Origin of the sequence: Pseudomonas sp. PDM25 (assembly GCF_019219045.1) — a bacterium.
Lineage (GTDB): Bacteria > Pseudomonadota > Gammaproteobacteria > Pseudomonadales > Pseudomonadaceae > Aquipseudomonas.
This window is the reverse complement of sequence record NZ_JAHUWL010000008.1, coordinates 272,121-297,738: the sequence shown is the minus strand read 5'-3', so window position 1 is coordinate 297,738 and position 25,618 is coordinate 272,121. Positions and strand designations below refer to the sequence as shown.

Annotated in this window: 19 protein-coding genes; 8 read left to right on the top strand and 11 right to left on the bottom strand. The window is 60.7% G+C overall.

Features of this window, described 5'->3' with window-relative positions:
* Positions 1-50 precede the first annotated feature (50 nt).
* Positions 51-1,448 (top strand): MFS transporter, encoded by a 1,398-nt coding sequence (locus KW848_RS17700; RefSeq protein ID WP_008145504.1) that lies wholly within the window; start codon positions 51-53, stop codon positions 1,446-1,448.
* Between the two features lie 9 nt (positions 1,449-1,457).
* Positions 1,458-1,988, top strand: a complete 531-nt coding sequence (locus KW848_RS17695) for a single-stranded DNA-binding protein (protein WP_008145505.1) — start codon at positions 1,458-1,460, stop codon at positions 1,986-1,988.
* Positions 1,989-2,053: 65 nt separating this feature from the next.
* On the opposite strand, the gene KW848_RS17690 is transcribed toward KW848_RS17695, so the two are convergent.
* Positions 2,054-4,258, bottom strand: a complete 2,205-nt coding sequence (locus KW848_RS17690; protein WP_111451225.1) for an OsmC domain/YcaO domain-containing protein — start codon at positions 4,256-4,258, stop codon at positions 2,054-2,056.
* A gap of 138 nt (positions 4,259-4,396) precedes the next feature.
* Positions 4,397-4,951, bottom strand: a complete 555-nt coding sequence (locus KW848_RS17685) for a cysteine hydrolase family protein (protein WP_218537604.1) — start codon at positions 4,949-4,951, stop codon at positions 4,397-4,399.
* A 101-nt stretch (positions 4,952-5,052) separates the two neighbouring features.
* Between KW848_RS17685 and KW848_RS17680 the strand changes: the two genes are divergently transcribed.
* The 3 genes from KW848_RS17680 (at position 5,053) to KW848_RS17670 (ending at position 8,223) form a co-directional block, all read left to right on the top strand.
* Positions 5,053-6,045 (top strand): GlxA family transcriptional regulator, encoded by a 993-nt coding sequence (locus KW848_RS17680; protein WP_218537603.1) that lies wholly within the window; start codon positions 5,053-5,055, stop codon positions 6,043-6,045.
* A 320-nt stretch (positions 6,046-6,365) separates the two neighbouring features.
* On the top strand, positions 6,366-7,475 hold the full coding sequence (locus KW848_RS17675; RefSeq protein WP_218537602.1) for a DUF3182 family protein: 1,110 nt from the start codon (positions 6,366-6,368) through the stop codon (positions 7,473-7,475).
* Positions 7,465-8,223, top strand: coding sequence for a S9 family peptidase (locus KW848_RS17670; RefSeq protein ID WP_218537601.1), 759 nt, complete (start codon positions 7,465-7,467; stop codon positions 8,221-8,223). Before KW848_RS17675 ends, KW848_RS17670 begins: the two co-directional genes overlap by 11 nt.
* Before the next feature lie 12 nt (positions 8,224-8,235).
* On the opposite strand, the gene KW848_RS17665 is transcribed toward KW848_RS17670, so the two are convergent.
* The 5 genes from KW848_RS17665 to KW848_RS17645 all read right to left on the bottom strand — a co-directional run bounded on the left by KW848_RS17665 (position 8,236) and on the right by KW848_RS17645 (position 13,652).
* Entirely contained in the window at positions 8,236-9,225 is a 990-nt protein-coding gene (locus tag KW848_RS17665; RefSeq protein ID WP_218537600.1) for a lysylphosphatidylglycerol synthase domain-containing protein, read from the bottom strand.
* Positions 9,225-10,508, bottom strand: a complete 1,284-nt coding sequence (gene clsB, locus KW848_RS17660; RefSeq protein ID WP_218537599.1) for a cardiolipin synthase ClsB — start codon at positions 10,506-10,508, stop codon at positions 9,225-9,227. Before clsB ends, KW848_RS17665 begins: the two co-directional genes overlap by 1 nt.
* Positions 10,505-11,302, bottom strand: coding sequence for an endonuclease/exonuclease/phosphatase family protein (locus tag KW848_RS17655; RefSeq protein WP_008145514.1), 798 nt, complete (start codon positions 11,300-11,302; stop codon positions 10,505-10,507). Before KW848_RS17655 ends, clsB begins: the two co-directional genes overlap by 4 nt.
* Entirely contained in the window at positions 11,299-12,225 is a 927-nt protein-coding gene (locus KW848_RS17650) for a DUF72 domain-containing protein (protein ID WP_218537598.1), read from the bottom strand. Before KW848_RS17650 ends, KW848_RS17655 begins: the two co-directional genes overlap by 4 nt.
* A 215-nt stretch (positions 12,226-12,440) precedes the next feature.
* Entirely contained in the window at positions 12,441-13,652 is a 1,212-nt protein-coding gene (locus KW848_RS17645; RefSeq protein WP_218537597.1) for an MFS transporter, read from the bottom strand.
* Positions 13,653-14,007: 355 nt separating this feature from the next.
* Here KW848_RS17645 and KW848_RS17640 point away from each other — a divergent pair, with 355 nt between their 5' ends.
* Positions 14,008-16,137, top strand: a complete 2,130-nt coding sequence (locus KW848_RS17640; RefSeq protein ID WP_218537596.1) for a mechanosensitive ion channel family protein — start codon at positions 14,008-14,010, stop codon at positions 16,135-16,137.
* A gap of 134 nt (positions 16,138-16,271) precedes the next feature.
* Here KW848_RS17640 and KW848_RS17635 read toward each other — a convergent pair whose 3' ends face one another.
* The gene (locus KW848_RS17635) at positions 16,272-20,588 is read right to left on the bottom strand and encodes a DEAD/DEAH box helicase (protein WP_218537595.1); all 4,317 of its coding nucleotides are present in this window, start codon (positions 20,586-20,588) and stop codon (positions 16,272-16,274) included.
* Between the two features lie 326 nt (positions 20,589-20,914).
* Here KW848_RS17635 and KW848_RS17630 point away from each other — a divergent pair, with 326 nt between their 5' ends.
* Together KW848_RS17630 and KW848_RS17625 are read left to right on the top strand one after the other, a co-directional pair.
* Complete coding sequence (locus KW848_RS17630) at positions 20,915-21,799, top strand: sugar nucleotide-binding protein (protein ID WP_046047341.1); 885 nt, start codon at positions 20,915-20,917, stop codon at positions 21,797-21,799.
* The gene (locus KW848_RS17625; protein ID WP_218537594.1) at positions 21,792-22,733 is read left to right on the top strand and encodes an NAD-dependent epimerase/dehydratase family protein; all 942 of its coding nucleotides are present in this window, start codon (positions 21,792-21,794) and stop codon (positions 22,731-22,733) included. Before KW848_RS17630 ends, KW848_RS17625 begins: the two co-directional genes overlap by 8 nt.
* Positions 22,734-22,890: 157 nt before the next feature.
* Here the strand turns inward: KW848_RS17625 and KW848_RS17620 are convergent, their stop codons facing one another.
* From KW848_RS17620 to KW848_RS17610, 3 genes are all read right to left on the bottom strand, one after another.
* Complete coding sequence (locus KW848_RS17620) at positions 22,891-23,589, bottom strand: OmpW family protein (protein ID WP_218537593.1); 699 nt, start codon at positions 23,587-23,589, stop codon at positions 22,891-22,893.
* A 233-nt stretch (positions 23,590-23,822) separates the two neighbouring features.
* Positions 23,823-24,341: a DUF3299 domain-containing protein gene (locus KW848_RS17615; RefSeq protein WP_218537592.1), complete on the bottom strand. Its 519-nt coding sequence runs from the start codon at positions 24,339-24,341 to the stop codon at positions 23,823-23,825.
* Between the two features lie 11 nt (positions 24,342-24,352).
* The gene (locus KW848_RS17610; protein WP_024164579.1) at positions 24,353-25,618 is read right to left on the bottom strand and encodes an ABC transporter permease; all 1,266 of its coding nucleotides are present in this window, start codon (positions 25,616-25,618) and stop codon (positions 24,353-24,355) included.

Here is a 25,618-nt window from a genome sequence, read left to right as displayed (position 1 = left end):
TCAATCGATGGGACTGGTAGAATCGCCGCCGGTTCACATGAGGTTTTTCCATGCACGATCCCCACAGCGAACGCATGAGTGGCAGTGAGACCCGCGCGGCAAGCGGTCTGGCCCTGGTGTTCGCCTTCCGTATGCTTGGCATGTTCATGGTGTTGCCGGTTCTGGCGACCTATGGGATGGATCTGGCAGGAGCGACCCCGGCCCTCATCGGGCTGGCGATTGGCGCTTACGGCCTGACCCAGGCGATCTTCCAGATTCCTTTCGGCTTCATTTCCGACCGCATCGGCCGTCGTCCGGTGATTTACCTGGGGCTGATCGTCTTCGCCCTCGGTAGCGTGCTGGCGGCCAATGCCGATTCGATCTGGGGCGTGATCGCCGGACGAATCCTGCAAGGCGCCGGGGCGATTTCCGCGGCGGTGATGGCGTTGCTGTCAGACCTGACCCGTGAACAGCATCGGACCAAAGCCATGGCCATGATTGGCATGACGATCGGTCTGTCGTTCGCTGTCGCGATGGTTGTAGGACCGTTGCTGACCCGCGCCTTCGGCCTCTCCGGATTGTTCCTCGCCACGGGCGGCATGGCGCTGTTCGGCATCGTGATCGTGATGTTCATGGTGCCGCGCTCGACCGGGCCGTTGCAGCACCGCGAGTCCGGTGTTGCGCGCCAGGCGCTGATACCGACGCTCAAGCACCCGGACCTGCTGCGTCTGGACCTGGGCATTTTTGTGTTGCACGCGATGTTGATGTCGAGCTTCGTTGCGTTGCCGTTGGCGCTGGTCGAAAAAGCCGGGCTGCCCAAAGAGCAGCATTGGTGGGTGTACCTGACCGCGCTGCTGATTTCCTTCTTCGCCATGATCCCGTTCATTATCTACGGCGAGAAGAAACGCAAAATGAAACGAGTTTTACTCGGTTCCGTCACGACGCTGATGCTCACTGAGCTATTCTTCTGGCAGTTCGGCGATAGCTTGCGAGCTCTGGTGATCGGAACGGTGGTGTTCTTTACCGCGTTCAACTTGCTGGAAGCTTCTCTACCATCGCTGATCAGCAAGGTTTCACCGGCAGGCGGCAAAGGCACGGCGATGGGGGTTTATTCCACCAGCCAGTTCCTTGGCTCGGCGCTCGGTGGCATCCTCGGCGGTTGGCTGTTCCAGCATGGCGGTTTGTCGGTTGTATTCCTTGGATGCGCCGGCCTGGCTGCCCTCTGGCTGGCCTTTGCTGTTACCATGCGCGAACCACCTTATGTCACGAGCCTGCGCTTGCCGTTGTCGCCCGAGGCGATCCGCGAAGCGGGTCTGGTTGAGCGCCTGAAGGCCGTCGTAGGGGTAACAGATGCGGTGATCGTTGCTGATGAAGCGGCGATTTACATCAAATTGGACACAGAACTATTGGATCGCACCACCCTTGAACGCCTGGTGAACAACCCGGCCGGGGCAGCGTGCGTAGCCTAGGAGAACGTTATGGCCCGTGGGGTTAACAAAGTCATATTGGTCGGCACTTGCGGCCAGGATCCCGAAGTTCGCTACTTGCCTAACGGTAACGCCGTGACCAACCTGAGTCTGGCGACCAGCGAACAGTGGACCGACAAGCAAACCGGTCAGAAGGTCGAGAAGACCGAATGGCACCGTGTGTCGATGTTCGGCAAAGTGGCCGAAATCGCCGGCGAGTACCTGCGTAAAGGTTCGCAAGTCTACATCGAAGGCAAGCTGCAGACCCGCGAGTGGGAAAAAGACGGTATCAAGCGTTACACCACTGAAATCGTGGTCGACATGCAAGGCACCATGCAGCTGTTGGGCGGCCGTCCACAGCAGGGCGACCAACAAGGCGGGGGCAATAACTACCAGCAGTCCGCTCCAGCCCCACGCCAACAGGCTCCGCGTCCGCAGCAGTCGGCAGCACCGCAACAGTCGCGTCAGGCTCCGGCTCCACAGCAGGCTGCTCCGCAACCGGCTCCGGATTTCGACAGCTTTGATGACGATATTCCGTTCTAAAAAGCAGCTATCCAGTCAGTAACAAAAAAGCGAAGCCACCTGGCTTCGCTTTTTTGTTGGCGCTATTAACTGGATAACGCGGTCACATTGGCCCGTGCCGAGTGCAGTTTCTTGTAGCTTTCGATCAACCGCAGGTGCCTGTCGAGCCCCTCCAGTTTCAAACTGGTCGGCGTCAAGCCATGGAAACGCACGCTGCCGTCCACCGATCCGATCGCTGCATCCGTGCGCTCGTTGCCAAACATCCGACGGAAGTTGGCCTCGTAGTCTTCCAGTTCCAGGTCTTCGTCCAGCTTCATCTCCAACACCACATTGACCGCCTGGTAGAACAAACCACGCTCAACCGTGTTGTCGTTGTACTGCAGGAACATTTCTACCGCCTCTTTCGCCTCTTCATATTGCTGCAAGGCGAGATAAATCAGCAGCTTCAACTCAAGAATCGTCAGCTGACCCCACGCCGTATTGTCGTCAAATTCGATGCCGATCAGGCTGGTGATGTCGGTGTAGTCGTCCAGCTCACTTTCCACCAGACGCTCAACCAGCGATTGCAGTTCTTCTTCGTCCAGGCGATGCAGGTTGAGGATATCGGCGCGGAAGAACAGCGCTTTGTTGGTGTTGTCCCAGATCAGATCGTCCGCAGGATAGATTTCCGAATAGTCCGGCACCAGGATGCGGCACGCCTTGGCGCCGATATGCTCGTAGACCGCCATGTACACTTCCTTGCCCATGCCTTCGAGAATGCCGAACAAGGTCGCGGCTTCCTCGGTATTCGAGTTTTCACCCTGGCCGGAGAAGTCCCACTCCACGAATTCGTAATCCGATTTGGCACTGAAGAAGCGCCACGACACCACGCCGCTGGAGTCGATAAAGTGCTCGACGAAGTTGTTCGGCTCGGTCACCGCATGGCCTTCAAACGTCGGCTGGGGCAGGTCGTTGAGGCCTTCGAAGCTGCGGCCCTGCAACAATTCGGTCAGGCTGCGTTCCAGCGCCACTTCCAGGCTCGGGTGCGCGCCGAACGAGGCGAACACACCGCCGGTACGCGGGTTCATCAACGTGACGCACATCACCGGGAATTCACCCCCCAGGGACGCATCCTTCACCAACACGGGGAATCCCTGCTCTTCCAGCGCCTGAATACCGGCCAGTATGGCGGGGTACTTCGCCAGCACGCTGGCCGGCACATCCGGGAGGGCGAATTCGCCTTCGATGATTTCGCGCTTTACCGCGCGCTCGAAGATCTCCGACAGGCACTGCACCTGGGCTTCGGCCAGCGTGTTACCGGCACTCATGCCGTTGCTCAGGAACAGGTTTTCAATCAGGTTGGACGGGAAGTACACCACTTCGCCGTCCGACTGGCGCACGTAGGGCAGCGAGCAGATGCCGCGCTCTTCATTGCCCGAGTTGGTGTCGATCAGGTGGGAACCACGTAACTCGCCGTCGCGGTTGTAAATCTTCAGGCAGTACTCGTCGAGAATTTCACTTGGCAGTTCATCTTTGCGGCCAGGCTTGAACCAGCGCTCGTTCGGGTAATGCACAAACGCAGCGTTGGCGATGTCTTCGCCCCAGAACTGGTCGTTGTAGAAGAAGTTGCAGTTGAGTCGTTCGATAAACTCGCCCAACGCCGACGCCAACGCGCCTTCCTTGGTCGCACCCTTGCCATTGGTAAAGCACATCGGTGAGTGCGCGTCGCGGATATGCAGCGACCACACGTTGGGCACGATATTGCGCCACGAGGCGATTTCAATCTTCATGCCCAGGTCCGCCAGAATGGCCGACATGTTGGCGATGGTCTGCTCCAGCGGCAGATCCTTGCCGGCGATATAGGTGTGAGCCTCTGAATTAGACGCAGGCATCAGCAACGCCTGGGCATCGGCGTCGAGGTTTTCCACTTCTTCGATCACAAACTCAGGCCCGGCTTGCACCACTTTTTTCACGGTGCAACGGTCGATGGAACGCAGGATGCCCTGGCGGTCCTTGTCGGAGATGTCCGCCGGTAGCTCGACCTGGATCTTGAAGATCTGGTTGTAGCGGTTTTCCGGGTCAACAATGTTGTTCTGCGACAGACGGATGTTTTCGGTGGGGATGCTGCGAGTGTCGCAGTACAACTTCACGAAATACGCCGCACACAACGCCGACGACGCCAGGAAGTAATCGAACGGACCCGGTGCCGAGCCATCGCCTTTGTAGCGGATAGGTTGATCGGCCACCACCGTGAAGTCGTCGAACTTGGCTTCAAGTCGAAGGTTGTCGAGAAAGTTGACCTTGATTTCCATGGGGGATTACCAGAATAACGGCTAGACGATTTGGCCGCCATTATCCGGCTTTTCGGCCGTAAGTCTCAGAAAAAAGGCCAGTCACGTGCGCACGCGACTGGCCTTCTTTGTTGGGGAATGTCGGATTGCAAGCGTTGATCAGTAATGCGCCGCCAGGAACTCGTCAGTGGACACCACGCTGGCGTAGGCAAAACCCAGGGCCGACATGAAGGCGGCGTGCACGAGGGCTGCCGGGACAGTGACGCCGTTGAACTCCAGATCACGGGTAGCGCAGGCGTCGTGAATCACCGTGACGGTGTAACCAAGATCCGCGGCGGCACGGGTGATGCCGTCGATACACATGTGGCTCATGCTGCCGACGACCACCAGTTCCTTGATGCCTTGCTCGTCCAGGATCGATTTCAGATCGGTTTCGCGGAACGAGTTGACGAAGTGTTTGAGCACGACCGGCTCGTCGGCACGGTTGAGGACTTTGGGGTGCAGCTTCGCGCCTTCGGAGCCCGGGGTGAAGAACGGTGCCGCGTCGGAGGTGAACTCGTGGCGGATGTGCACCACCGAATCACCGGCGTCGCGGAAGGCTTTGATCAGCCGTGCAGCGTTGTCCGCGGCGGCGTCGGCGCCGACCAGCGGCCATTTGCCTTGGGGGAAGTAGTCATTTTGGATATCGACTACGATGAGTGCTTGCTTGGCCATGACTGTTTCCTCGAAGAGCTTGTTGGTGTGGAATGGAGTATTGGGTCTGGCAGGCCGTCCGAGGATTGGCGGCACCGACAATAGAAGGGGGAAAACTGACAATGGATGTAGAAAGGGCAATCGCCGAGCTGGGTGTGCTGATCTATCCCGGTGCGCAGATGGCGGCGGTGCATGGGTTGACGGACTTGTTCGGGGTGGCGAACCGGATTGCCGCCGAACATCAGGCGGCGCAGTTGCCGTTGCTGCGGGTCAGCCATTGGCAGGTTGATGGCGATCAGGCGCCCGAGCGGGTCTATGACAGTCATCCCGCTGCGGACGGTGCGTTGGTGGCGGTGTTGATCCCGCCGTCGATTGCCGGTTTTTCCGAAGGCCAGGCACCGCAGGCGCTGTTTCGCTGGCTGCGTCAGCAACATGCCAATGGCGCGACACTTGGCGGGGTTTGTGTGGGGTCGATTCTGTTGGCCGAGAGCGGCCTGCTCGACGGTCGTAGCGCCACCACCCACTGGACCTCGGCCAAAACCTTCGCCGAGCGTTATCCGGCGATCAAGCTCAAGGCCGACACACCCATCGTTGATGACGGCGACCTGATCACCACGGCGGGGCTGATGGCCTGGTCCGAACTGGGCTTGCGTCTGGTCAACCGTCTGCTGGGGCCGAGTATCGCCACCAGCACCGCGCGGTTTTTGGTGGTGGAACACAGCGACAGCGCAAGTGAATGCGGCAGCAATTTTTCACCCATTCTCAACCATGGCGATGCTTCGATTCTCAAGGTCCAGCATTGGCTGCAAAGCACCGGAGCGACCGATGTGTCGGTGGCGACGATGGCCGAGCGGGCAGGGCTGGAAGAGCGCACGTTCCTGCGTCGATTTCGTGCGGCAACCGGGCTCAAACCCACCGAGTATTGCCAGCACTTGCGGGTTGGCAAAGCCCGGGAAATGCTCGAGTTCACCAACGGCACCATCGATCACATTGCCTGGACGGTGGGGTATCAGGATCCGAGTGCGTTTCGGGCGACGTTCAAGAAAATTACCGGGTTGGCGCCGAGTGACTACCGGACACGGTTTGGGGTGACACCCTCAGCCGTGGCTCGGTAGCCAGATCACAAAAGAACAAAAATGTGGGAGCGGGCTTGCTCGCGAATGCGGTGTGTCATTCGGCATTAATATCGACTGACAGATTGCATTCGCGAGCAAGTCGGATCGCCGCACCGCCGCTCCCACATTTTGATCTGTGTACGTCTTCGGTCGTGCAAAATGCAGGAATGTTGAAGGCTGTCGTGCAGAATCAAACAGGCAGGGTGCCATCATGTTTTTCGCAACGGGCTGATTTGAAAAGCGTTTGTCTTCGGCTCCCCTTGGCCTGATCTCTGCAGCCCTTCAACTACATTCATCACGCGCAGATTGAAGGGGGACGCATGACCCCGGCAAATCGCAAGAAACTGGTGGTCGCCCACTCCGTGCACGCCGAGGCTCCGTTGCACGAAGTGGAAACCAATCGTGCGCTGGCCCGTTGGCTGGCGCAGATCCTGGGGCTTAAATACGGCGGCAGCTACGACCCGGCTCTGCACAACGGGCGAGACCTGTATCTGTTGCCGACCCAGACACTTGTGGGCGCCGCTGCCGCCCGGCAATTGGGCGTCAAGGGGCCGGAGGATTTGTGGGGCGGTTACGTTGAGCATGATTTCATCTGCACCAAAGCCATCAGCCACGGGTTGCGCAACAAAAATGCTCGCGCTCCGCAAGGCTGGTCTCCGTTGTTTTGCGAACGTGTGCGCAGCGTGGTGCTCGACGGCCTCAGTGTTTTTTCCATGGACGATGCGCGGCCCGCGGCAGAACACCTGCTCTACACCGGCCCGATCCGCATCAAGCCTATTCATGCCTGCGCCGGACGCGGTCAGGAAGTGATCGAAAGCCTCGATCAGTTCGATGCCATCCTCGCCAGGCCCGAGGCCAAAGCGCTGTTCACCGAAGGCGTGGTGCTGGAGCAGGACCTGGACCACGTGATCACCCACAGCGTTGGTCAGAGTTTTATCGGCGACACGGTGCTGAGTTATTGCGGTGATCAATACTTGACCGAAGACGGTCAGGGCGAGCAGGTTTATGGAGGGTCCAACCTGCTGGTGGTGCGGGGTGACTACGACGATCTGCTCGAACTGGAACTGCCGGACGACGTTCGGCTGGCGATCCGCCAAGCGCAAGTGTTCGACCGTGCCGCGGATGAGGCTTATCCCGGTTTCTACGCCTCGCGGCGCAACTACGACATCGCCCAAGGCGTGGACAGTAACGGCAAACCGCGCAGCGGTGTGCTCGAGCAGTCCTGGCGGATGGGCGGTGCCAGCAGCGCCGAAGTTGCCGCCTTGCAGAGCTTTGTCAACGACCCCGGCATGCGCGCGATTCGCGTGTCTTCGGTCGAGACCTACAGCGACCAGCCGCTGCCGCCGGACGCCATCGAGGTGTATCGCGGGCCGGCGCAAAACAGTGACTTTCTTCTCAAGTACGTAACGGTTAAATCCTATGACGGCTAGAAGCGAAACCATTCAGATCGACATCGACGATGAGCAAATGGTCGGGACTTTTCTCAGCCCCAAATCAAAAGTCCCCGGCGTGCTCTTTGTGCACGGTTGGGGCGGCAGTCAGGAGCGGGACCTGGAACGGGCGAAAGGCATCGCCGGGTTGGGTTGCGTTTGCCTGACGTTCGACTTGCGCGGGCACACCGATGGGGCCGGTCTTGCGCTGAATCGAGTCACGCGCGAAGACAACCTGCGCGACCTGCTGGCGGCGTATGACCGCCTGCTCGCGCACCCGGCGCTCGATACCTCGGCGATTGCCGTGGTCGGCACCAGTTATGGCGGTTATCTTGCCTCGATCCTGACCTCATTGCGTCCGGTGCGCTGGTTGGCGCTGCGGGTGCCGGCGCTGTATCGCGATGATCTATGGCACACGCCCAAACGTGACCTGGACAAGCTCGATTTACGTGATTACCGCAGCACGATCGTCCGAGCCGACAGCAATCGCGCGCTGCATGCCTGTTCGCAATTCACCGGGGATGTGCTGTTGGTCGAGTCAGAGACTGACGACTACGTACCGCACGCAACCATCATGAGTTACCGCGCGGCTTGTCAGCAGACGCACTCGCTGACTCACCGGATTATCGACGGCGCCGATCACGCCTTGAGCGAACCCGTTTCGCAGCAGGCGTACACCTCGATTCTGGTGGGCTGGATCACCGAGATGGTGGTGGGCGAGCGGTTGAGCATTATTCAGTCATCGTGAAAAAACGGACGGCTAATGCCTCGGTTTCTTCGAAATCCGCAACGACTTGGCCTTGGCTTCCACGATCAGGTACATCACCAGGGTAATCAGTAGCGGCAGGATGAAGTAGATCGCCCGATACGCCAGCAATCCGGCCACCAGGCTGCCTCGGGACACTTCGTGTTGCAGCAGCGCCACGAACACCGCTTCAAGCACGCCGAGCCCGGCAGGAATGTGTGTGATAACCCCGGCAATCGCGCTGATCAACAACACCCCAAGCACCAGTGGGTAATCCAGCTTGCTCGGCAGCAAGGTGAAAATCACCGCCGCCATCAGCGACCAGTTCAGCGCCCCGAGGGCCAGTTGCAGCACCGCCATGCGCAGGGACGGCAGGTCGATTTCCACCCCGCGAATCGCCCACTCCCGTCGCCTGGAAAACTGACACGCTGCCAGGTACCCCGCGCTCACCAGCAGCAACAACACCCCCACACCTTGCAAGGCGTCGCTGCTCAGCTTCCAGCCTGGCGGCATTCGCACCAGTCCGCTGCTGAACACTGCACCGGCAATTACCATGTAGCCGAACCAGTTTGTCGCCAGGCTCAACCCGAGAATTTTCGCGATGTTGCCCTTGCTCACCCCAAGTCGCGAATACAGCCGATAGCGCATGGCAATGCCGCCGACCCACGCGCTCAGGTTGAGGTTGAAGGCATAGCTGATAATCCCCACCGGCAGGATCTGCTTCCACGTCAGGTCCTGGCGAATGTAGGTGCGGCCGATCAGGTCGAAGCAGGCGTAAACCAGAAAACTCACCAACGTCAGAGCGGAGGCGATGATCAGCGTACGCACCTTGAAATCTGCAAGGTTGTCGAACACTTCATCCCATTCGATGCGCTGGGCAAGCAGGGTGAACAGCACGATCAGCGCCAGGAAAAACAGCATTGTCAGCGGCCGTTTCCAGCGGTTCCAGCGGGATTTGCCCGGCGTTTCGGCGTGGGTCGCGGGTTGTGTATCAGAGTGGCTCATCAGGTGTCACTCCCGGCGGAATGGGAAAAGGGTTTCAGGCGCGGCTTGTGCGCCGGCAGCCAACCGGCCCAGGCCGGGAAGTGCCGCAGGAAGTGAAACACCAGAAAGCCGACGGTCATGTGCCAGACCCGTCCGCGCGGGGACTTGTCTGCGGACATGACCTTGCAATGGTTGTTACTCAGGTCTTCGAGGCGCTCGAACAGGTCGCGGTTGAAGGCGCGATCACGGATCAACACATTGGCTTCCAGGTTCAAGGACAGGCTCAACGGGTCGAGGTTACTCGAACCGACCGTGCTCCAATCCTCATCCACCAGCGCGACTTTGCCGTGCAGCGGACGGTCGCAATATTCGTAAATCTGCACACCGGATTTGAGCAGGTAGTCATAGGTCATGCGCGCGGCGAGTTTGGCCGCCATCATGTCGGGCTGACCTTGCAGGATGAGGCGCACATCGACGCCACGGCGCGCCGCGTTGCGGATCTCGCGCAGCAGGCGATAGCCCGGAAAGAAGTAGGCATTGGCGATCACCACCCGGCGCTGGGCAGTGCGAAGAACCTGTCGGTAAACCTCTTCGATGTCGGTCGGATGTTCGCCGTTGTCGCGGTACACCAGGCGAACCTGGCCGTCATGATCGGTGAACGCCAGCTCCGAGCGCCGTTGTCTGCGGCGTTGCCACCAGTATTTGGCGCGAGCCGGGCGACCGCTTTGCAGCAAGGCGAAGTGATGGATGTCGGCCACCGCCGGGCCTTGCACTTCAACGGAATAATCCTGTTTGGCCTCAGGGCCGAAGTCAGCCAAATGGTCGGCAGAAAAGTTGATGCCGCCGATGAACGCAATCGTGCCGTCGACCACCACGATCTTGCGGTGCAGGCGGCGGAACCAGTTGGTGCGGATGCCCAGTGTTTTGGGCGCCGGGTCGAAAATCTGGATGCGCACGCCGGCCTCACTCAGGGCGGCGAGGTACCCCGTACTCAGTTCACCGCAGCCAAAGCCATCGAGACTGGCGGTGATTCGCACACCGCGTTGAGCGGCTGCGATCAGTACTTCCTGCAGCTCATCACCGACCTTGTCCTCAAACACAATGAAGGTTTCCAGGAGGATTTCAGTCTTGGCCTGACGCATCGCCTCGAACACCCGAGGGAAATACGCTTCGCCGTTTTCCAGCAGCTCTACGCGGTTGTTGCCTTGCCAGCCATATTCGACGTCGACCACGCCCGGCTCACGAATCGGCGGGGTTGTGGATAAGTGCTCCACGTTGGTTTTATCCATCGATGGGCTGCTCAAAGCTCGATCTCCACCGACAGCGGTGCATGGTCGGAAAGGTGTGACCAGGGCCGCGCGGCCAGCACTTGCGGCTGACTGGCCTTGAGGTTGCGCACGTAGATGCGGTCAAGGCGCAATGCCGGCAAGCGTGCTGGAAAACTGCGCGCCGGTTTGCCGTGGAGTTCGGCGAAAACCTCCCGTAGACCGCTGGGTTTGAGCAGTGCATCGGCACGCTGGCGCCAGTCGTTGAAGTCACCGGCAACGATCACCGGGGCATCGCTGGGCAGTTCTTCGAGGCGCTGGGCCAGCAACTTGAGTTGTTCGGTGCGGTGGGTTTCGCGAAGACCCAGATGCACACAAATGGCATGCACTTCCTGGCCGTCACCGGGCAGGCGCAGCACGCAATGCAGGATGCCGCGGTTCTCGTGACCGCTGATGGAAACGTCGAGGTTGTCGTGGCGAATGATCTGGAATTTCGACAGCAGCGCATTGCCGTGATCGCCCGCCGGATAGACCGCGTTGCGCCCATAGGCAAACTGCGGCCACAGGGTGTCGGCGAGGAATTCGTACTGCGGCATCGCCGGCCAATTGCTGTAGCGCTGGGGATGACGTTCGTGGGTGCCGTGGACTTCCTGCAAAAACACCACGTCGGCGGACACGCTGCGCACCGCTTCGCGCAATTCCGGCAGGATGAAACGCCGGTTGAGCGCGGTGAACCCCTTGTGTGTGTTGACCGTCAGCACGGTAAAGCGGCGCACGGAGGTGATGATGGGTTGCTGTTCGTCGGTGGTGCCGACCGGTTCGGAAATGCTCATGACAGCACTCCTTCGGCGGCCCGTTCACCGGGTCGGGTGGCGAGGTCTTTATCCAGATGAAAGCGCTCCAGCAAGCGGCGGGCATCGAAGGGCGCGCGGACTTTGATGTCGTTGTCGAAATAGCAAAACACTTCCCGGGACTTGCGCGCCTTGGGCTTTTGCCGGGGGGCGATCAGCTGCGGGTCGGGCGGTTGCTGACCGTGGGACCAGGCCTCGATCCGGTCACCCCAACGCTTCAGAGCCTCGGGGGTGTAACCGCTGGCATAGAGTTCTTCGGCACCGTGCAGGCGCAGGTAAACGAAGTCGCTGGTGAGGTCTTCGCGGTACGGCCATTTACCGGCGGTGTCGGCGATCACCAGCGCAGCATTGTGGCGTTTGAGCAGGCGGATGAAGGCGGGGTCGACGAAGCTCTCGTTTCTGATTTCTACGGCATGGCGCAAAGGCTTTTTTCCGTGGGCCTTCAGGCTGGCGTGACCGTTCAGGTGCGAATCATGCTGGCGGGCGAGGGCGGCGGCCTCTTCGGTGTTGTGGGGCAACTGCTCGAGAAAGGTCTCGAACAACTCGGCATCGAATTTGAAGTTGGGCGGGAATTGCCAGAGGATCGGGCCGAGTTTTTCCTTGAGTTCCAGCACCCCGGACGCAAAGAAATTCGCCAGGGGTTTATGGATGTCCCGCAGTCGCCTGATGTGGGTGATGAAACGCGGGGCTTTGACGCTGAAAACGAAGCCCCTTGGGGTTTCGGCGTACCACTGGGCATAACGTTCGGGCCGTTGCAGGGCGTAAAACGATCCATTGATTTCGATGCTGTTGACCGCCCGTGAGGCGAATTGCAATTCGCGCTTGTGGGTCAGCCCCTTCGGGTAGAAATCCCCCCGCCAGGGCGTGTAGCGCCAGCCTGAAATACCGATGTGGATCGCCGCCATATCGCCTCCCGTCTGATGGTCTTTCGGACTGCCCCTGTCTTTTGATGACTGTGGGGCGGGCGAGAAAGTTTCGACGGGACTACGGACGGTACACGCTCGACAAAATACCGCAGATCAAATGTGGGAGCGGGCTTGCTCGCGAAAGCGGTGTGTCAGTCACATCATCGCTGGATGTGCCGCCGCCATCGCGGGCAAGCCCGCTCCCACAGGGGGCATCAGTGGCCTGTGACTACTCGGGTTAAACCTTCAACCGGATCGGCATATACCGGCCCCAATCGATCAAGACGACCGCTCCACGCGGTCAGCGCCAACGCGACCAATACCACCAAACCACCGATCCATGCGGTGTGGATAAGGCCCATGTGAGCAACGATCAAGCCACCGCCCCACGCGCCACCGGCAATGCCGAGGTTGAACGCGGCGATGTTCAGGCCCGACGCCACGTCCACCGCATGCGGGGTGTGATGTTCGGCCTGACGCACCACGTAAACCTGCAGGCCCGGTACGTTGCCGAACGCAACCGCACCCCAGACCAGCACGGTGGCCAGGGCCAGCCATGGGTTGCCAGCGGTAAAGGTCAGTATGAACAACACGGCAGCGAGCAGGGCGAAGATGATTTTCAGGGCGCTGATCGGGCCGCGTTTGTCCGCCAGTTTGCCGCCCCAGATATTCCCGACGGCCACCGAGATGCCGTAGACCAACAACACCAGGCTGACGGTGCTGGCGCTGAAACCGGAAATGTCCTGGAGAATCGGTGCCAGGAAGGTAAACGCGATGAACGATCCGCCGTAACCGACCGCGGTCATGGCGTATACCAGTAGCAGACGGGGTTGCTTGAGCACCTGCAATTGCTGCAACAGTGAAGCCGGTTTACTGTGGGCAATGTTTTTCGGCACGTAAAGCAGGCTGCCGATGAACGCGATAACCCCCAGTGCAGACACCGCGAGGAAGGTTTCACGCCAGCCGAAATGCTGGCCAATGAACGTCCCCAGTGGCACGCCGGTGACCAGCGCCACCGTCAGGCCGGTGAACATGATGGCGATCGCGCTGGCGGCTTTCTCCTTCGGCACGAGGCTGGTGGCGATGGTCGAGCCAATCGAAAAGAACACCCCGTGGGCCAGGCCGGTGACGATCCGCGCAATGATCAGCGACTCGTAGCTCGGCGCTTTCCAGGCCAGCAGGTTGCCGAGGGTGAACAGCACCATCAGCGACAACAGCAGCAATTTGCGTGGGACTTTGCCAGTGAGGGCGGTCAGCACCGGGGCGCCAATGGCGACGCCCAATGCGTAGAGGCTGACCAGCAGGCCGGCGGACGGCAGGCTGACGCCAAGGTCGGCGCCGATGGTGGGTAACAGGCCAACGATGACGAACTCGGTCGTCCCGATGGCGAAGGCGCTGAGGGTCAGCGCGAGCAAGGCAATGGGCATGGCTGCAACTCCGGTGGATTGATTGATGGAGCGCAGTGTCCGGGTTTGGGTTGTGTGGAAAAATACAGGGATAGGCATTTGATATTTGCCTCACGCGCAAAGATCACCCCGGGTTGAAAATTACCTGTGGCGAGGGGGCTTGCCCCCGTTGGGCTGCGGAGCGGCCCCAAAACCCGTCAATCGGTGTTCTCCAGATACACCGCGAACAATGGATTTACGCCTGCTTCGCAGTCGAACGGGGGCAAGCCCCCTCGCCACAGGGAGTCGCATTGGTGGGCTATCTCACCGCCAAAACCGAACTTGCCTACACTTTCCCGATCAGTTCCTTACAGACCCTTTTGCAGGAGCGCCGCGTTTGTTCAAGCTCAAGACCGCGATACTACTGGGGGCATTGTTGATTCTGGGCAGCAACGAGCTGGAGGCTGCCGCACTGCCGGGTGTGCCGGCGGCGGCCACGGCCACGACACCACTGGCCCACCCCGAACCGCTGGTACAGGGTGGTTTGCTGGGTGCCATCAGTTCGAGCATTGATCAAGTCCAGGGAAAACTCGATCTCAACGAGGACCTGCTGGACGCCTGGCGTCTGCGGGCAGACCGGGCAGCGGTTGAGGTGGATCAACTGGTCAATCATCCATCGTCCCGTTCAAGCTGGAGCGTGGCGGGGGATTTCCTGCTGTTGTCCGGTGTGTGGATTGGCGTTTTCGCGCTGCTCTGGTTGCTTGGCGGGCTGCTCGCCAAACGTCTGTGCCAGAACCGCCTGCTGCTGACTCGCGAGCGCGGTCAGGCATTACTGGGTTATGTGTTGCCCTACACGGTTCCGGCGCTGATCAGCCTGCCGCTGACGCTGTATGTCAGCCACTTTCTGCAAGTGTCCGCCGGCCGGGCGCTGGCATTGTGTTTCGCCTATGCCACCAGCAGCGGCATTTTCGCCGCGTCGTTGCTGTTGTCGCTGGTAGTGCTGTTCAACGCCGGCCACAAGCGCCGGGCGGTGCAGATTATTCGTCGGTACAGCCCACGACCGCTGTTTTTGATGGGCTTTCTCGTGGCGCTGAGCGACGGCTTGACCAGCCCGCAGATCGCCCGCCTGCTCGGCGGCAATCTCACCAGCAGCGTCGCGGTGTTCACTGGGGTGGCGGCTTCGGTCACCTTTGGCATTTTGGTGATCAAGATGCGCCGTCCGGTCGCCCATCTGATCAGTATTTTGCCGTTGGCCCAGCGCCTCAGCCAGCCGGCCTTGCGTGAAATGCTGCGGATCTTTTCCGGGCTCTGGTACTGGCCGATTCTGTTGATGGTGCTGGTGTCGGTAATCAACCTGATCGGCATTGGCGATGACAACCAGAAAGTCCTGCGTTGTGCGCTGTTTACCACGGTGTTGCTGATTGCGACGGTGTTTCTTAGTACGTCGCTTCATCACCTGTTCAAGTCGCGCAGTGAGTTGGCCGTGCGCCGCAGCAGTGCGTACAAAGAACGCTTTATCAGCCTTTCGCACGCGTTGCTGCGCATCGCCCTGGCGATTGTGTTCATCGATGTCCTGGGGCGCATCTGGGGGGTGTCGCTGTTTGAGTTTGCGGTGAGCAATGCGGTCGGCCGGGCGATCAGTGATTCCCTGAGCCGAATCGGTTTGATTTTCCTGGTGACCTGGATGGTCTGGGTGGTGTTGGACACGGCGATTCAGGAAGCCCTGAAACCCCCTGTCAGCAAACGCTCGACGCGCCAGCCCAGCACCCGGGTCAAAACCATCCTGCCGCTGCTGCGCAACGCGATCAAAATCGTCCTGGTGGTGATCTGCGCCATCACCACCATGGCGAACCTGGGGATCAACGTTGCACCCTTTCTGGCCGGTGCCGGAGTCGTGGGGCTGGCGATCGGTTTCGGTTCCCAGCAGCTGGTGCAGGACGTGATCACCGGGTTGTTCATCATCATCGAAGACACGTTGTCGATTGGCGATTGGGTGGTGCTCGACTCTGGCCACGCCGGCACCGTCGAAGGCCTGACGATCCGCACCTTGCGCCTGCGCGATGGCAAGGGGTTTGTGCACTCGGTGCCGTTCGGTCAGATCAAGGCCGTGACCAATCAATCGCGGCAATTCGCCTATGCGTTTTTCTCGGTGCAATTCACTTATGACACCGATGTCGACAAGGCTATCGAATTGATCCGCGAGGCCGGGGATTCCATCCGCGACGATGCGTTCCTCAAGTACAACCTGCAAGGGTCGTTGGATGTGTTTGGTGTCGACAAGATGGACCTTAACGGCGTGGTGCTGACGGCTCAGTTCCGCACGGTGTCGGGCGGGCAGTACGCGGTGAGTCGCGCGTTCAATCAGCGTTTGAAAAAGCTTGTGGATAACAGTCCGTGGGTGCATTTCGCGCAGACTTATCCACAGCAGGTCTTGATGCCCAGGCAGGCTGTTGAGCCGCTGCAAAGCGATGGGCTTGCATCGGAGCATTCATCGGTGTTCCTGCCGGATCAGCCGAGAACCCAATGATTTGAGTGAGCTTACTGGCCCCTTCGCGAGCAAGCCCGCTCCCACAGGGGATCTGTGTCTGAGCAAGGTTTTGTGGCCGACACAGATCCCCTGTGGGAGCGGGCTTGCTCGCGAAGGGGCCGGACCAGACAGCATCAATGCTGGATCAGTTTGATACGGACCTCAGTACTGTCTTGCTGATCCAACTCCAGCAAGAAAATCTGCTTGCCGGCAATCTCGGCGGCAGCGGGCAATCCATCTCGATACACCAATCGATTACTCGCCAATGCCGGTACTTTTGCACCCGGTAAAAGCGTCCCGGCAAGGTTCAGTGGATCAACCCCACACACGGCAATCAAACTCCCGTCATGCGGCCGTCGTCGCACCTCGCGCAGCAACGGTATGGCCTCGGGCAACGCAAACTGTTCACCGGCCAAGCCACTGACAAACCTTCCGCCGCGGATCTCGCCCCGAGCTTCCAGCCGATGGAACGTGCGCAGCAATTCCCGCCAGCTCGGCAACCAATCCGCTTCACGTTCCAGCAAGCGCCAGAACACCACGCCGTAGCGCCGGAGCAAGGTCATGGCGATGTGTTCCAGGGTGTCGGTCGGCGTCGGTGCCGGACGTTTGTTATCCACAATCGGAGCTTGCGCGCCGCGTCGCAGCAAGGCCCAGCGCCCGGCATCGTCCATCCCGCCGACAAACGCTCCGCGCCCGCGTCGGCTGCTGCGATTCTGGCGTTTGCTGGCCGGCGTAATCAGTGCTCGCAGACCGGCGAAGCTGTCGGCATTCACCAACCCGGCGCCGACCAATTCCTGCAAGGCGATTTCCAGTTCCGAGCGCAGCAGATGAGCCTCGTGAATCAGCTCATCGAAGAACAGCGCACCGTGTTCGCTGAGTGCTTCATAAACTTTTTGCGTCTTGGGTGACAGTTCGCTGACCGGCGTCTGCTCGGTCAATCCGCTCCACAATCCGACCTGACTGCGCGGCAGCAGCAGAATCGGTGTGCTGCGCAGCGCCGTGCTGGCGCTTTTGTTGCGTGCGGTCAGCCGCGTCCACACCAGTTTGCCGCTGCGACATAGGTCATCCAGCCAACTCGCTGAATAGTCTTTTATTCGCGCCGGCAGAATATCGCTGTCCCAGGCTGAAGCGGCGGCGGGGTAGCCTTCGAACTGACCGACTATCGCGGGCAATACTGCGTTGCCCTGACCCTGAGTTGCAGCGGACAGATGCTGCCAGTCGAACAGGAAACGCATGAAATCCTGCAACGCCACGGGCTCGATTTCCCGCCGCAGACGCTTGACGGTGTAGCGGTGAATCCGCGCCAGCAGGTGGCGCTCGCACCATTCTTCCTCAGCCGTGCCAGGGGTGAATTGACCGCGCAACACATAGCCTTCGCGTTCCAGTTGCGCCAACGCCTGGGTGACTTGAGTTGCCGGTAGTCCGAGCGGTTCGGCAATCGCGTTCAGCGGTAGCGGACCGAACGCGCTGAGTCGCGCACGGATCACTTCCAGCACCGCTTCGTCCGCCGTCCAGACTTCATCGAACCCGGGCAACGCCTGCAACGGTGGCTGCAAAATCGCGTGTGGATAAATCGCGTTCAGGCACGTCAGCCGCTCCAGTGCCAACCACAGCACTTGCCCGGTATTGACTTGCAAGCGGCTGGCGCGACCGCTGTCGGCCAGGGCGTTCAGCCAATCGAGCCAGTCTGGATTAACCAAGGCTTCGGCGTCGGAGATGCACGCGAGGCTCATCAACGCCTCATGCATTTCATCGACGCCAGTGGGCGTTGGCCAGGCTTCCTCGCGCACGGCTTGAATCGCGTCCGCATCCAGCGCACCGAGGTCGTCGGTGGACTGTGGATCGCTCCAGCGGCGGTTGAGCACTGCTTGAGTGCGACGCTCTTCCAGCGGCGCATCGTCGAGAAAGGTGTAGGGCCGGGCGCTGAGAATTTCCGCTGCCAGTGGCGAGGGCGCCGGCAGGTCGCGGCTGATCAGGCGGATCTCACCGCGCTCCATGCGCCGCAACAACGCCAGCCAGCCTTCGCTGTCCATGGCCTCGTGCAGGCAGTCGTCTAGGGTTTGTTCCACCAGTGGATGGTCGGGAATTTCCCGTTCGCCGGCGAGGTTTTCCACGCAGGCAATCTGGTCGGGAAACACGCTGGCGATCAGGTCTTCGCTTTTCATCCGCTGGATCTGCGGCGGGACTTTGCGCCCGCCACTGTAGCGTGGCAGCGCCAGCGCGACCCCGGCATTCCAGCGCCAGCGCACACCGAACAGCGGGGCCTCGATCACGGCTTGGATCAGGGTGTGCTCGGCGCTGTTGCTGTGCAGGTAGCGCCAGACATCGTCGAGTTCAAAACTGTGGCCGGTGGACAGCGACAGCACGATGGCGTCTTCGCTGGCGGCGGCCTGCAATTCGAAGTTGAAGGTGCGGCAAAAACGCTTGCGCAAGGCCAGGCCCCAGGCGCGGTTGATGCGGCTGCCGAACGGCGTGTGAATGATCAATTGCGTGCCGCCGGACTCGTCGAAAAACCGCTCCATCAGCAACGTGTCTTGTGACGGCAGGGCGCCCAACGTCAGGCGCGCACGGGCCAGGTAATCGACCAATTGTTCGGCACTGGCCAGGTTCAGACCGAGGGTATCGGTCAGCCAGTCGGTCGCAGGCTGCAAGTGACCGGGTGTGGCGCCGAGCAGCTCATCGAGTTGTGCTTGCAGGCGGGCCACGGCGAACGACAGTTCAGCGCTGCGCCCTGGCGCTTCGCCGAGCCAGAATGGAATGGTCGGCGGTTGGCCCTGCGCGTCTTCGACCCGCACCTTGCCGGTTTCAACGCGCAGAATCCGGTAGGAGGTGTTGCCCAATTGGAAGATATCCCCGGCGATACTTTCCACCGCAAAGTCTTCGTTGACGCTGCCAATGTTCAACCCTTGGGGTTCGAGTAAAACGCTGTAATCGGCGTTGTCCGGGATCGTCCCGCCGCTGGTCACGGCCGTCAGCTTGGCGCCCCGGCGACCGCGCAGGGTCCGGGTTACAGCGTCGCGGTGCAGGTAAGCGCTGCGGATGCCCAGGCGACCGTTGTAGCCTTCGGCGAGCATCTGCAGCAGCGCTTGGTAGTGTTTTTCGTCGAGCTCGCGGTAGGGCGAGGCGTTGCGGAACATCTCCAGCAGCGCCTGCTCCTGCCATTCCTGGCAACTGACCTCGGCGATGATTTGTTGCGCAAGTACATCCAACGGTGCCTTGGGGATCAGCAAAGTGTCGAGTTCGCCGCGCCGCACACAGTCGAGCAGGGCGGCGCATTCGATCAGGTCGTCGCGGGTGGTGGCGAATAAACGGCCCTTGGGCGTGCCGCCGACCTGGTGCCCGGAGCGGCCGACCCGTTGCAGAAACCCGGCAATCGAACGCGGCGAAGCAATCTGGCAGACCAGGTCGACATCGCCGATATCGATCCCCAATTCCAGGGACGCCGTGGCAATCAGCACTTGCAGCTCGCCGCGCTTGAGGCGCTGTTCGGCATCGAGACGAAATTCCTTGGCCAGACTGCCGTGGTGAGCGGCCACCGCGTCCTTGCCGAGGCGTTCGCTCAAGTGACGGCTCAGGCGTTCGGCGAGGCGTCGGGTGTTGACGAAAATCAGCGTGGTGCGGTGTTCGCGGGCGAGGGCGGCGAGGCGGTCGTAGACCAGTTCCCAGATGTCATTGGCCATCACCGCCGACAACGGCACGGGCGGCACTTCGATGTCCAGATCCCGCGGGCGGGCGTGGCCGATGTCGATGATTTCGCACTCGCGATCACGGCCAACCAGAAATTGCGAGACGGCTTCTATAGGTTTTTGCGTGGCAGACAGGCCGATCCGCATCAGCGGTTGCGCGCACAAGGCTTGCAGTCGCTCGAGGCTCAGGGCCAGGTGACTGCCGCGCTTGCTGGCGGCGATCGCGTGAATTTCGTCGACGATCACCGTGCGCGTGGTGCTGAGCATTTGTCGACCGGAGTCGGAGCCGAGCAGCACGTAAAGGGATTCCGGGGTGGTCACCAGGATATGCGGCGCGGTCTTGCGCATCGCCGAGCGGTCTTTTTGCGGTGTATCGCCAGTGCGCACGGCAGTGTTGATCTGCAATTGCGGCAGGCCCATCTCGCGTAACTGCTCGGTGATGCCGGCCAGCGGGTTTTGCAGGTTTATCTGAATGTCGTTGGACAAGGCCTTTAGCGGCGAAACGTAGACCACCAGGGTTTCATCCGGCAATCCGCCTTCAGTTTCCAGGCCGCGGTGGACCAGATCGTCGATGACCGCGAGGAACGCGGTGAGGGTCTTGCCGGAGCCCGTGGGTGCGGCGACCAGGGTCGAACGGTGCTGGCGGATCAACGGCCACGCCCGGGCCTGGGCGGCGGTGACCGTCGGGAAGGTGCTGCTGAACCAGGCGCTGACGGCGGGGTGGAAGCCTGCCAGGGCGCTGTCCGTCGGGATTGGCAGATTCATGCAGCAATTTATGCGGGCGGGGGGCTGAAGATGCAAGTACCGCTCAAGCCCTCTGGTGGTCCTTAGGGCCCCTTCGCGAGCAAGCCCGCTCCCACTTTGAACGGTGTCGGACACAAATTATGGGTACACAGGAGATCCAATGTGGGAGCGGGCTTGCTCGCGAAAGGGCCGGAACAGGCGGCGCATATCTCAGGGATCTACACTTTACGGATGACGGTTGCGCACTAAACCCGCAAAATGCAACGATTCCTGCAACTATCGACGGCATCGCCCGCAAGCGGTGTCGATAAAGCCATTGTTTCAATCAGACTGGGCCTGCTGACTCTATGCGAATGCGCCTTATGTTACTGGGCGGCGGAAATGCCCTTGGGCAGGCGCTGATTCGCCTCGGTGCGGAGGAAGATATCGGCTTCCTCGCCCCCCGCCCACCGCAAGACGGCTGGGACGCCGCGAGCCTGACGCAACTGCTCGACGACACCCGTCCAGACGCGTTGATCAACCTCGCCTATTACTTCGACTGGTTTCAGGCGGAGACGGTCAGCGAACAGCGTCTGGCCGGGCAGGAACGGGCGATCGAGCGTCTGGCCGAACTGTGCCAGCATCACAACATCGTGCTGCTGCAACCGTCGAGCTATCGGGTGTTCGATGGTTCCCGGGCGACGGCCTACAGCGAAAAAGACGAGCCGGTACCCTTGGGCCTGCGCGGTCAGGCCTTGTGGCGGATCGAACAAAGCGTTCGCGCCACCTGCCCGCAACACGTGTTGCTGCGATTCGGATGGTTGCTGGATGACAGCCCCGACGGCACCCTCGGGCGTTTCCTCGGTCGTGCCGAACTACCGGAAGAATTGCTGATGGCCGATGATCGTCGGGGCAATCCGACGCCGGTGGATGACGCCGCCCGAGTGATCATCTCGGTCCTCAAGCAACTCGATTGCTCGGCGCCGCTGTGGGGCACCTATCATTACGCCGGACATGAGGCGACCACGCCGCTGGCGCTTGGGCAGGCGATCCTCACCGAAGCACGCGCCCTGCATCCGCTGGCCATCGAAGCGCCGACCGCCCAGGCTCACGCCGCCCGGCCCGACGCCGCCGAAGAACCGCAACACGCGGTGCTGGCCTGCAAGAAAATTCTGCACACTTTCGGGATCAAGCCCCGCGCCTGGCGTGCGGCACTCCCGGGCTTACTGGATAGGTTTTATCGCCATGGCTGACGGCCCTGTTTTAATCACCGGCGGCGCCGGTTTCATCGGTTCGCACCTCACCGATGCCTTACTCGCCAAGGGCTATTCGGTGCGCATTCTCGATGACCTCTCTACCGGCAAACGCAGCAACTTGCCGCTGGACAATCCAGGCGTCGAACTGATCGTGGGCGATGTCGCCGATGCTGCGCTGGTGGCGCGGGCGATGCTCGGTTGCAGCGCTGTGGCGCACCTGGCCGCAGTGGCGTCGGTGCAGGCGTCGGTGCAGGCGTCGGTGGATGACCCGGTGAAGACTCACCAAAGCAATTTCATTGGTTCGCTGAATGTCTGCGAAGCCATGCGCCAGACCGGCGTCAAGCGGGTGCTGTATGCGTCCAGTGCAGCGGTCTACGGCAACAATGGCGAAGGCGAGTCGATCGACGAAGACACGCCCAAGGCACCGTTGACGCCCTACGCGTCGGACAAGTTGGCGAGCGAGCATTACTTCGATTTTTACCGTCGCCAGCATGGTCTGGAACCGGTGATTTTCCGCTTCTTCAACATCTTCGGCCCGCGCCAGGATCCGTCCTCGCCGTACTCCGGGGTGATCAGCATTTTCAGCGAACGCGCGCAGAAGGGCCTGCCGATCACGGTGTTCGGTGATGGTGAGCAGACTCGCGATTTCGTCTACGTCGAAGACCTGGTCGACTTGCTGGTGCAAGCCATCGAGAAGCCGCAGGTCGAAGTCGGTGCGGTCAATGTCGGCTGGAACCAGGCCACGACCCTCAAGCAAATGCTTGAAGCCCTTGAAGCGGTGGTCGGTCCATTGCCGCCGGTGAGCTATGGCCCGGCGCGCTCCGGTGACATCCGCCACTCGCGAGCGAACAATCAGCGTTTGCTGGAGCGCTTTACCTGCCCGGAACAGACACCGATGCGTGTCGGCCTGGCGCGGTTGCTGGGACGCTGAGGTTGATAGATCGTTCCCACGCTCTGCGTGGGAATGCCTCAATGGACGCTCTGCGTCCGCTTCGGCATGGGACGCGGAGCGTCCCGGGCTGCATTCCCACGCGGAGCGTGGGAACGATCAAGGCGCCTTGCGAGGCGCCTTTTTTTGTGTGGCGGGTTTAGAACTTGTAACCCAGGCCAACCATGTAGATGAACGGGTCTACGTCCACATCGACCTTGGCGCGAGTGCCTTGTGCCACTGCGTTGTTTTCTACGGTCGCGGTGGTGTCGATATCGATGTAGCGCACCTGGGCGTTGATCATGATGGTGTCGGTCAGCATGTAGTCGGCGCCGACCTGGAACGCCATGCCCCAGGAGTTATCCGCCTTGAAATTGCTGAAGCCGTTGGCGCTGGCTTCGCTGCCAACGTGCTCGTCGTAGATCCAGGTGTAGTTGATACCGGCACCGACATACGGCTGGAACGCCGACTTCGAGTCCAGTGGGTAGTACACAACGCTCAGCGTCGGTGGCAGGTGTTTCAGCGAACCGAGTTTGCCGTTGGCTGCGCCCAGGGCGGTGCCTTTGAGCTTCACGTCATGCTCGAACGGCGAGGCCGCCAGCAGCTCGATCCCCCAGTGGCTGTCGAGCATGTAAGCGAAGTTCAGACCCAGCTGCGTGTCGCTGCTCATGGTGGCCTTGCCACCCAGGTTCGTACCGGCCAGCGGACCTTGATCAACCTTGACGCTGGAGCTGTCGGCTGTCGGGTTGACGGTGATTGCACCGGCACGAACGATGATATCGCCGGCTTCGTGGGCGTAGGCTAACGGTGCTGCGAGCGCGAGGGCAAACAGCGAAGCGCTGAGCAAAGACTTGTGCATGGAGGGCTCCAAAGGACGTTAAAAATGTTTGATGTCCAATGGTACGGAGGCGTCTGATACGGTCTTTTGACTCAGCTCAATGAAACAGTGATGGCTCATTTTTTGTGGTGCGGCTGATTGCCTCTTCGCGAGCAAGCCCGCTCCCACAGGGGATTTGTGCTGATGCACAGATCAAATGTGGGAGCGGGCTTGCTCGCGAAGGCTATCTATCAAACACTCCATAACTACCGGTTTCACTCCGGCAGCTCATACACATAAATCTTGTCCGCCTGCATCTGATACCCGGCATCCGCCAATTCGCTAGTGGATGCTTTCACCTCCAACGCACCCTCAATCCAGTACGGCTGATACAGCTCATCCAGCTTCACGCCGACTTCGCTTTTGACATGCACGATCTGATTCGAAGGCGGTGGCGGCACGTGGATGCAGGCGCCGAAATAAGGCACCAGCAGAAACTCGGTAGTGCGACCTTCTTCACTCACTTCCAGCGGCACGATGTAGCCCGGCAGCCGAATGTTCTGACCGTCGAGGCTTTTCACCACCGGCGCATTGGGCATGTCTTGCTTGGCCGCGGGGGCCGACTCGGCGGCCAACGCGTTGCCCATTTGCGACAGGTCGTGCAGCGGCGTCATGTTCGGCACTTCCGGCGCGGCGTCCGGTGGGATCATTTCTGACCAGGTCAGGTCTTTCGGCTCGGCCGCCCACAGGGGCAAGGCGATCAGCATCAACAGCGCAAGCACAACGCGGGGCATGTTCAACGTCCTCATAAACGGATCGACAGGCCATCGGCCAGGGATTGGCGATACGCACGCCAGGCCGGCACGCTGCCCATCAGCAACGCGGCGATCAGGATGCCACCGAGCAGCGTCCATTCATATTCGCTCGGCCAGGCCAGCGGCAGGTACAAGCCGTAATTGGCTTGCACATAACCTTGGGCCAAGGCGATGCCCACATACAACAGCGCCACACCGGCAATCACGCCCGACAGCGCCAAGGCAAACGCCTCCAGCACCAGCAGCGTCGCGATGTGCCACGGCCGGGCGCCCACCGAACGCAGAATCGCCATCTCCCGACGGCGTTCGTTGAGGCTGGTGAGGATCGCCGTGAGCATGCCAATCAGTCCGGTCAGCACCACGAACAGCGACACCACGAACAAGGCTTTTTCCGCCGTGCTCATCAAACTCCACAGTTCTTGCAGCGCCACGCCCGGGAGGATCGCCAGCATCGGTTCACCGCGGAATTCGTTGATCTCACGCTGGAGTGCGAAGGTCGAAATCTTGCTGTTGAGGCCGAGCATGAACGCGGTGATCGCTTGTGGCGTCAGGTCCATGTTGCGCGCCTGATCGGCACTGATCCGACCGTTGCCGCGCGCCGGCACACCGTTATGCCAGTCGATGTGAATCGCTTCCATACCGCCGAGGCTGATGTGCAACGTGCGGTCCACCGGGGTGCCGGTGCGTTTGAGGATACCGACCACGGTGAACGGCTTGTCGTCGTGCTTGACCAGACTGATCACCGCCACACCGTGGGCCAGCACCAGTTTGTCGCCGAGTTTGTAATGCAGCGCATCGGCCACTTCGGCACCGAGTACCACTTCGAACGGATCGGTGGCGAAGGCGCGGCCGTCGGCCAATTCCAGGTGTTGCTGATGACCGTATTGGTAATGCTCGAAATACGCCTCGGTGGTGCCCATCACGCGGTAACCGCGATGGGAGTCGCCGAGGGACATCGGGATTGCCCACTTCACTTTCGGGTTGTTGGCAAAGTGCTCGAAGCTGTCCCAACGGATGTTGTTGGTGGCGTTACCGATGCGGAACACCGAGTACAGCAACAGGTTCACCGAGCCGGAACGGGCGCCGACGATCAGGTCGGTGCCGCTGATGGTGCTGGCGAAACTGGCCTTGGCCTCGGTGCGCACCCGTTCCACCGCCAGCAGCAGGCAGACCGACAGGGCGATGGCGAACGCGGTGAGGATCGCGGTGAAACGGCGGTTAGCCAGGCTGGCCATGGCTAGACGAAACAAATACAT

Coding starts and splice junctions, on each gene's coding strand:
- KW848_RS17700 (WP_008145504.1), top strand. CDS start 51: ATGCACGATCCCCACAGCGAACGCATGAGTGGCAGTGAGACCCGCGCG.
- KW848_RS17695 (WP_008145505.1), top strand. CDS start 1,458: ATGGCCCGTGGGGTTAACAAAGTCATATTGGTCGGCACTTGCGGCCAG.
- KW848_RS17690 (WP_111451225.1), bottom strand. CDS start 4,258: ATGGAAATCAAGGTCAACTTTCTCGACAACCTTCGACTTGAAGCCAAG.
- KW848_RS17685 (WP_218537604.1), bottom strand. CDS start 4,951: ATGGCCAAGCAAGCACTCATCGTAGTCGATATCCAAAATGACTACTTC.
- KW848_RS17680 (WP_218537603.1), top strand. CDS start 5,053: ATGGATGTAGAAAGGGCAATCGCCGAGCTGGGTGTGCTGATCTATCCC.
- KW848_RS17675 (WP_218537602.1), top strand. CDS start 6,366: ATGACCCCGGCAAATCGCAAGAAACTGGTGGTCGCCCACTCCGTGCAC.
- KW848_RS17670 (WP_218537601.1), top strand. CDS start 7,465: ATGACGGCTAGAAGCGAAACCATTCAGATCGACATCGACGATGAGCAA.
- KW848_RS17665 (WP_218537600.1), bottom strand. CDS start 9,225: ATGAGCCACTCTGATACACAACCCGCGACCCACGCCGAAACGCCGGGC.
- KW848_RS17655 (WP_008145514.1), bottom strand. CDS start 11,302: ATGAGCATTTCCGAACCGGTCGGCACCACCGACGAACAGCAACCCATC.
- KW848_RS17650 (WP_218537598.1), bottom strand. CDS start 12,225: ATGGCGGCGATCCACATCGGTATTTCAGGCTGGCGCTACACGCCCTGG.
- KW848_RS17645 (WP_218537597.1), bottom strand. CDS start 13,652: ATGCCCATTGCCTTGCTCGCGCTGACCCTCAGCGCCTTCGCCATCGGG.
- KW848_RS17635 (WP_218537595.1), bottom strand. CDS start 20,588: ATGAATCTGCCAATCCCGACGGACAGCGCCCTGGCAGGCTTCCACCCC.
- KW848_RS17630 (WP_046047341.1), top strand. CDS start 20,915: ATGCGAATGCGCCTTATGTTACTGGGCGGCGGAAATGCCCTTGGGCAG.
- KW848_RS17625 (WP_218537594.1), top strand. CDS start 21,792: ATGGCTGACGGCCCTGTTTTAATCACCGGCGGCGCCGGTTTCATCGGT.
- KW848_RS17620 (WP_218537593.1), bottom strand. CDS start 23,589: ATGCACAAGTCTTTGCTCAGCGCTTCGCTGTTTGCCCTCGCGCTCGCA.
- KW848_RS17615 (WP_218537592.1), bottom strand. CDS start 24,341: ATGCCCCGCGTTGTGCTTGCGCTGTTGATGCTGATCGCCTTGCCCCTG.
- KW848_RS17610 (WP_024164579.1), bottom strand. CDS start 25,618: ATGTATTTGTTTCGTCTAGCCATGGCCAGCCTGGCTAACCGCCGTTTC.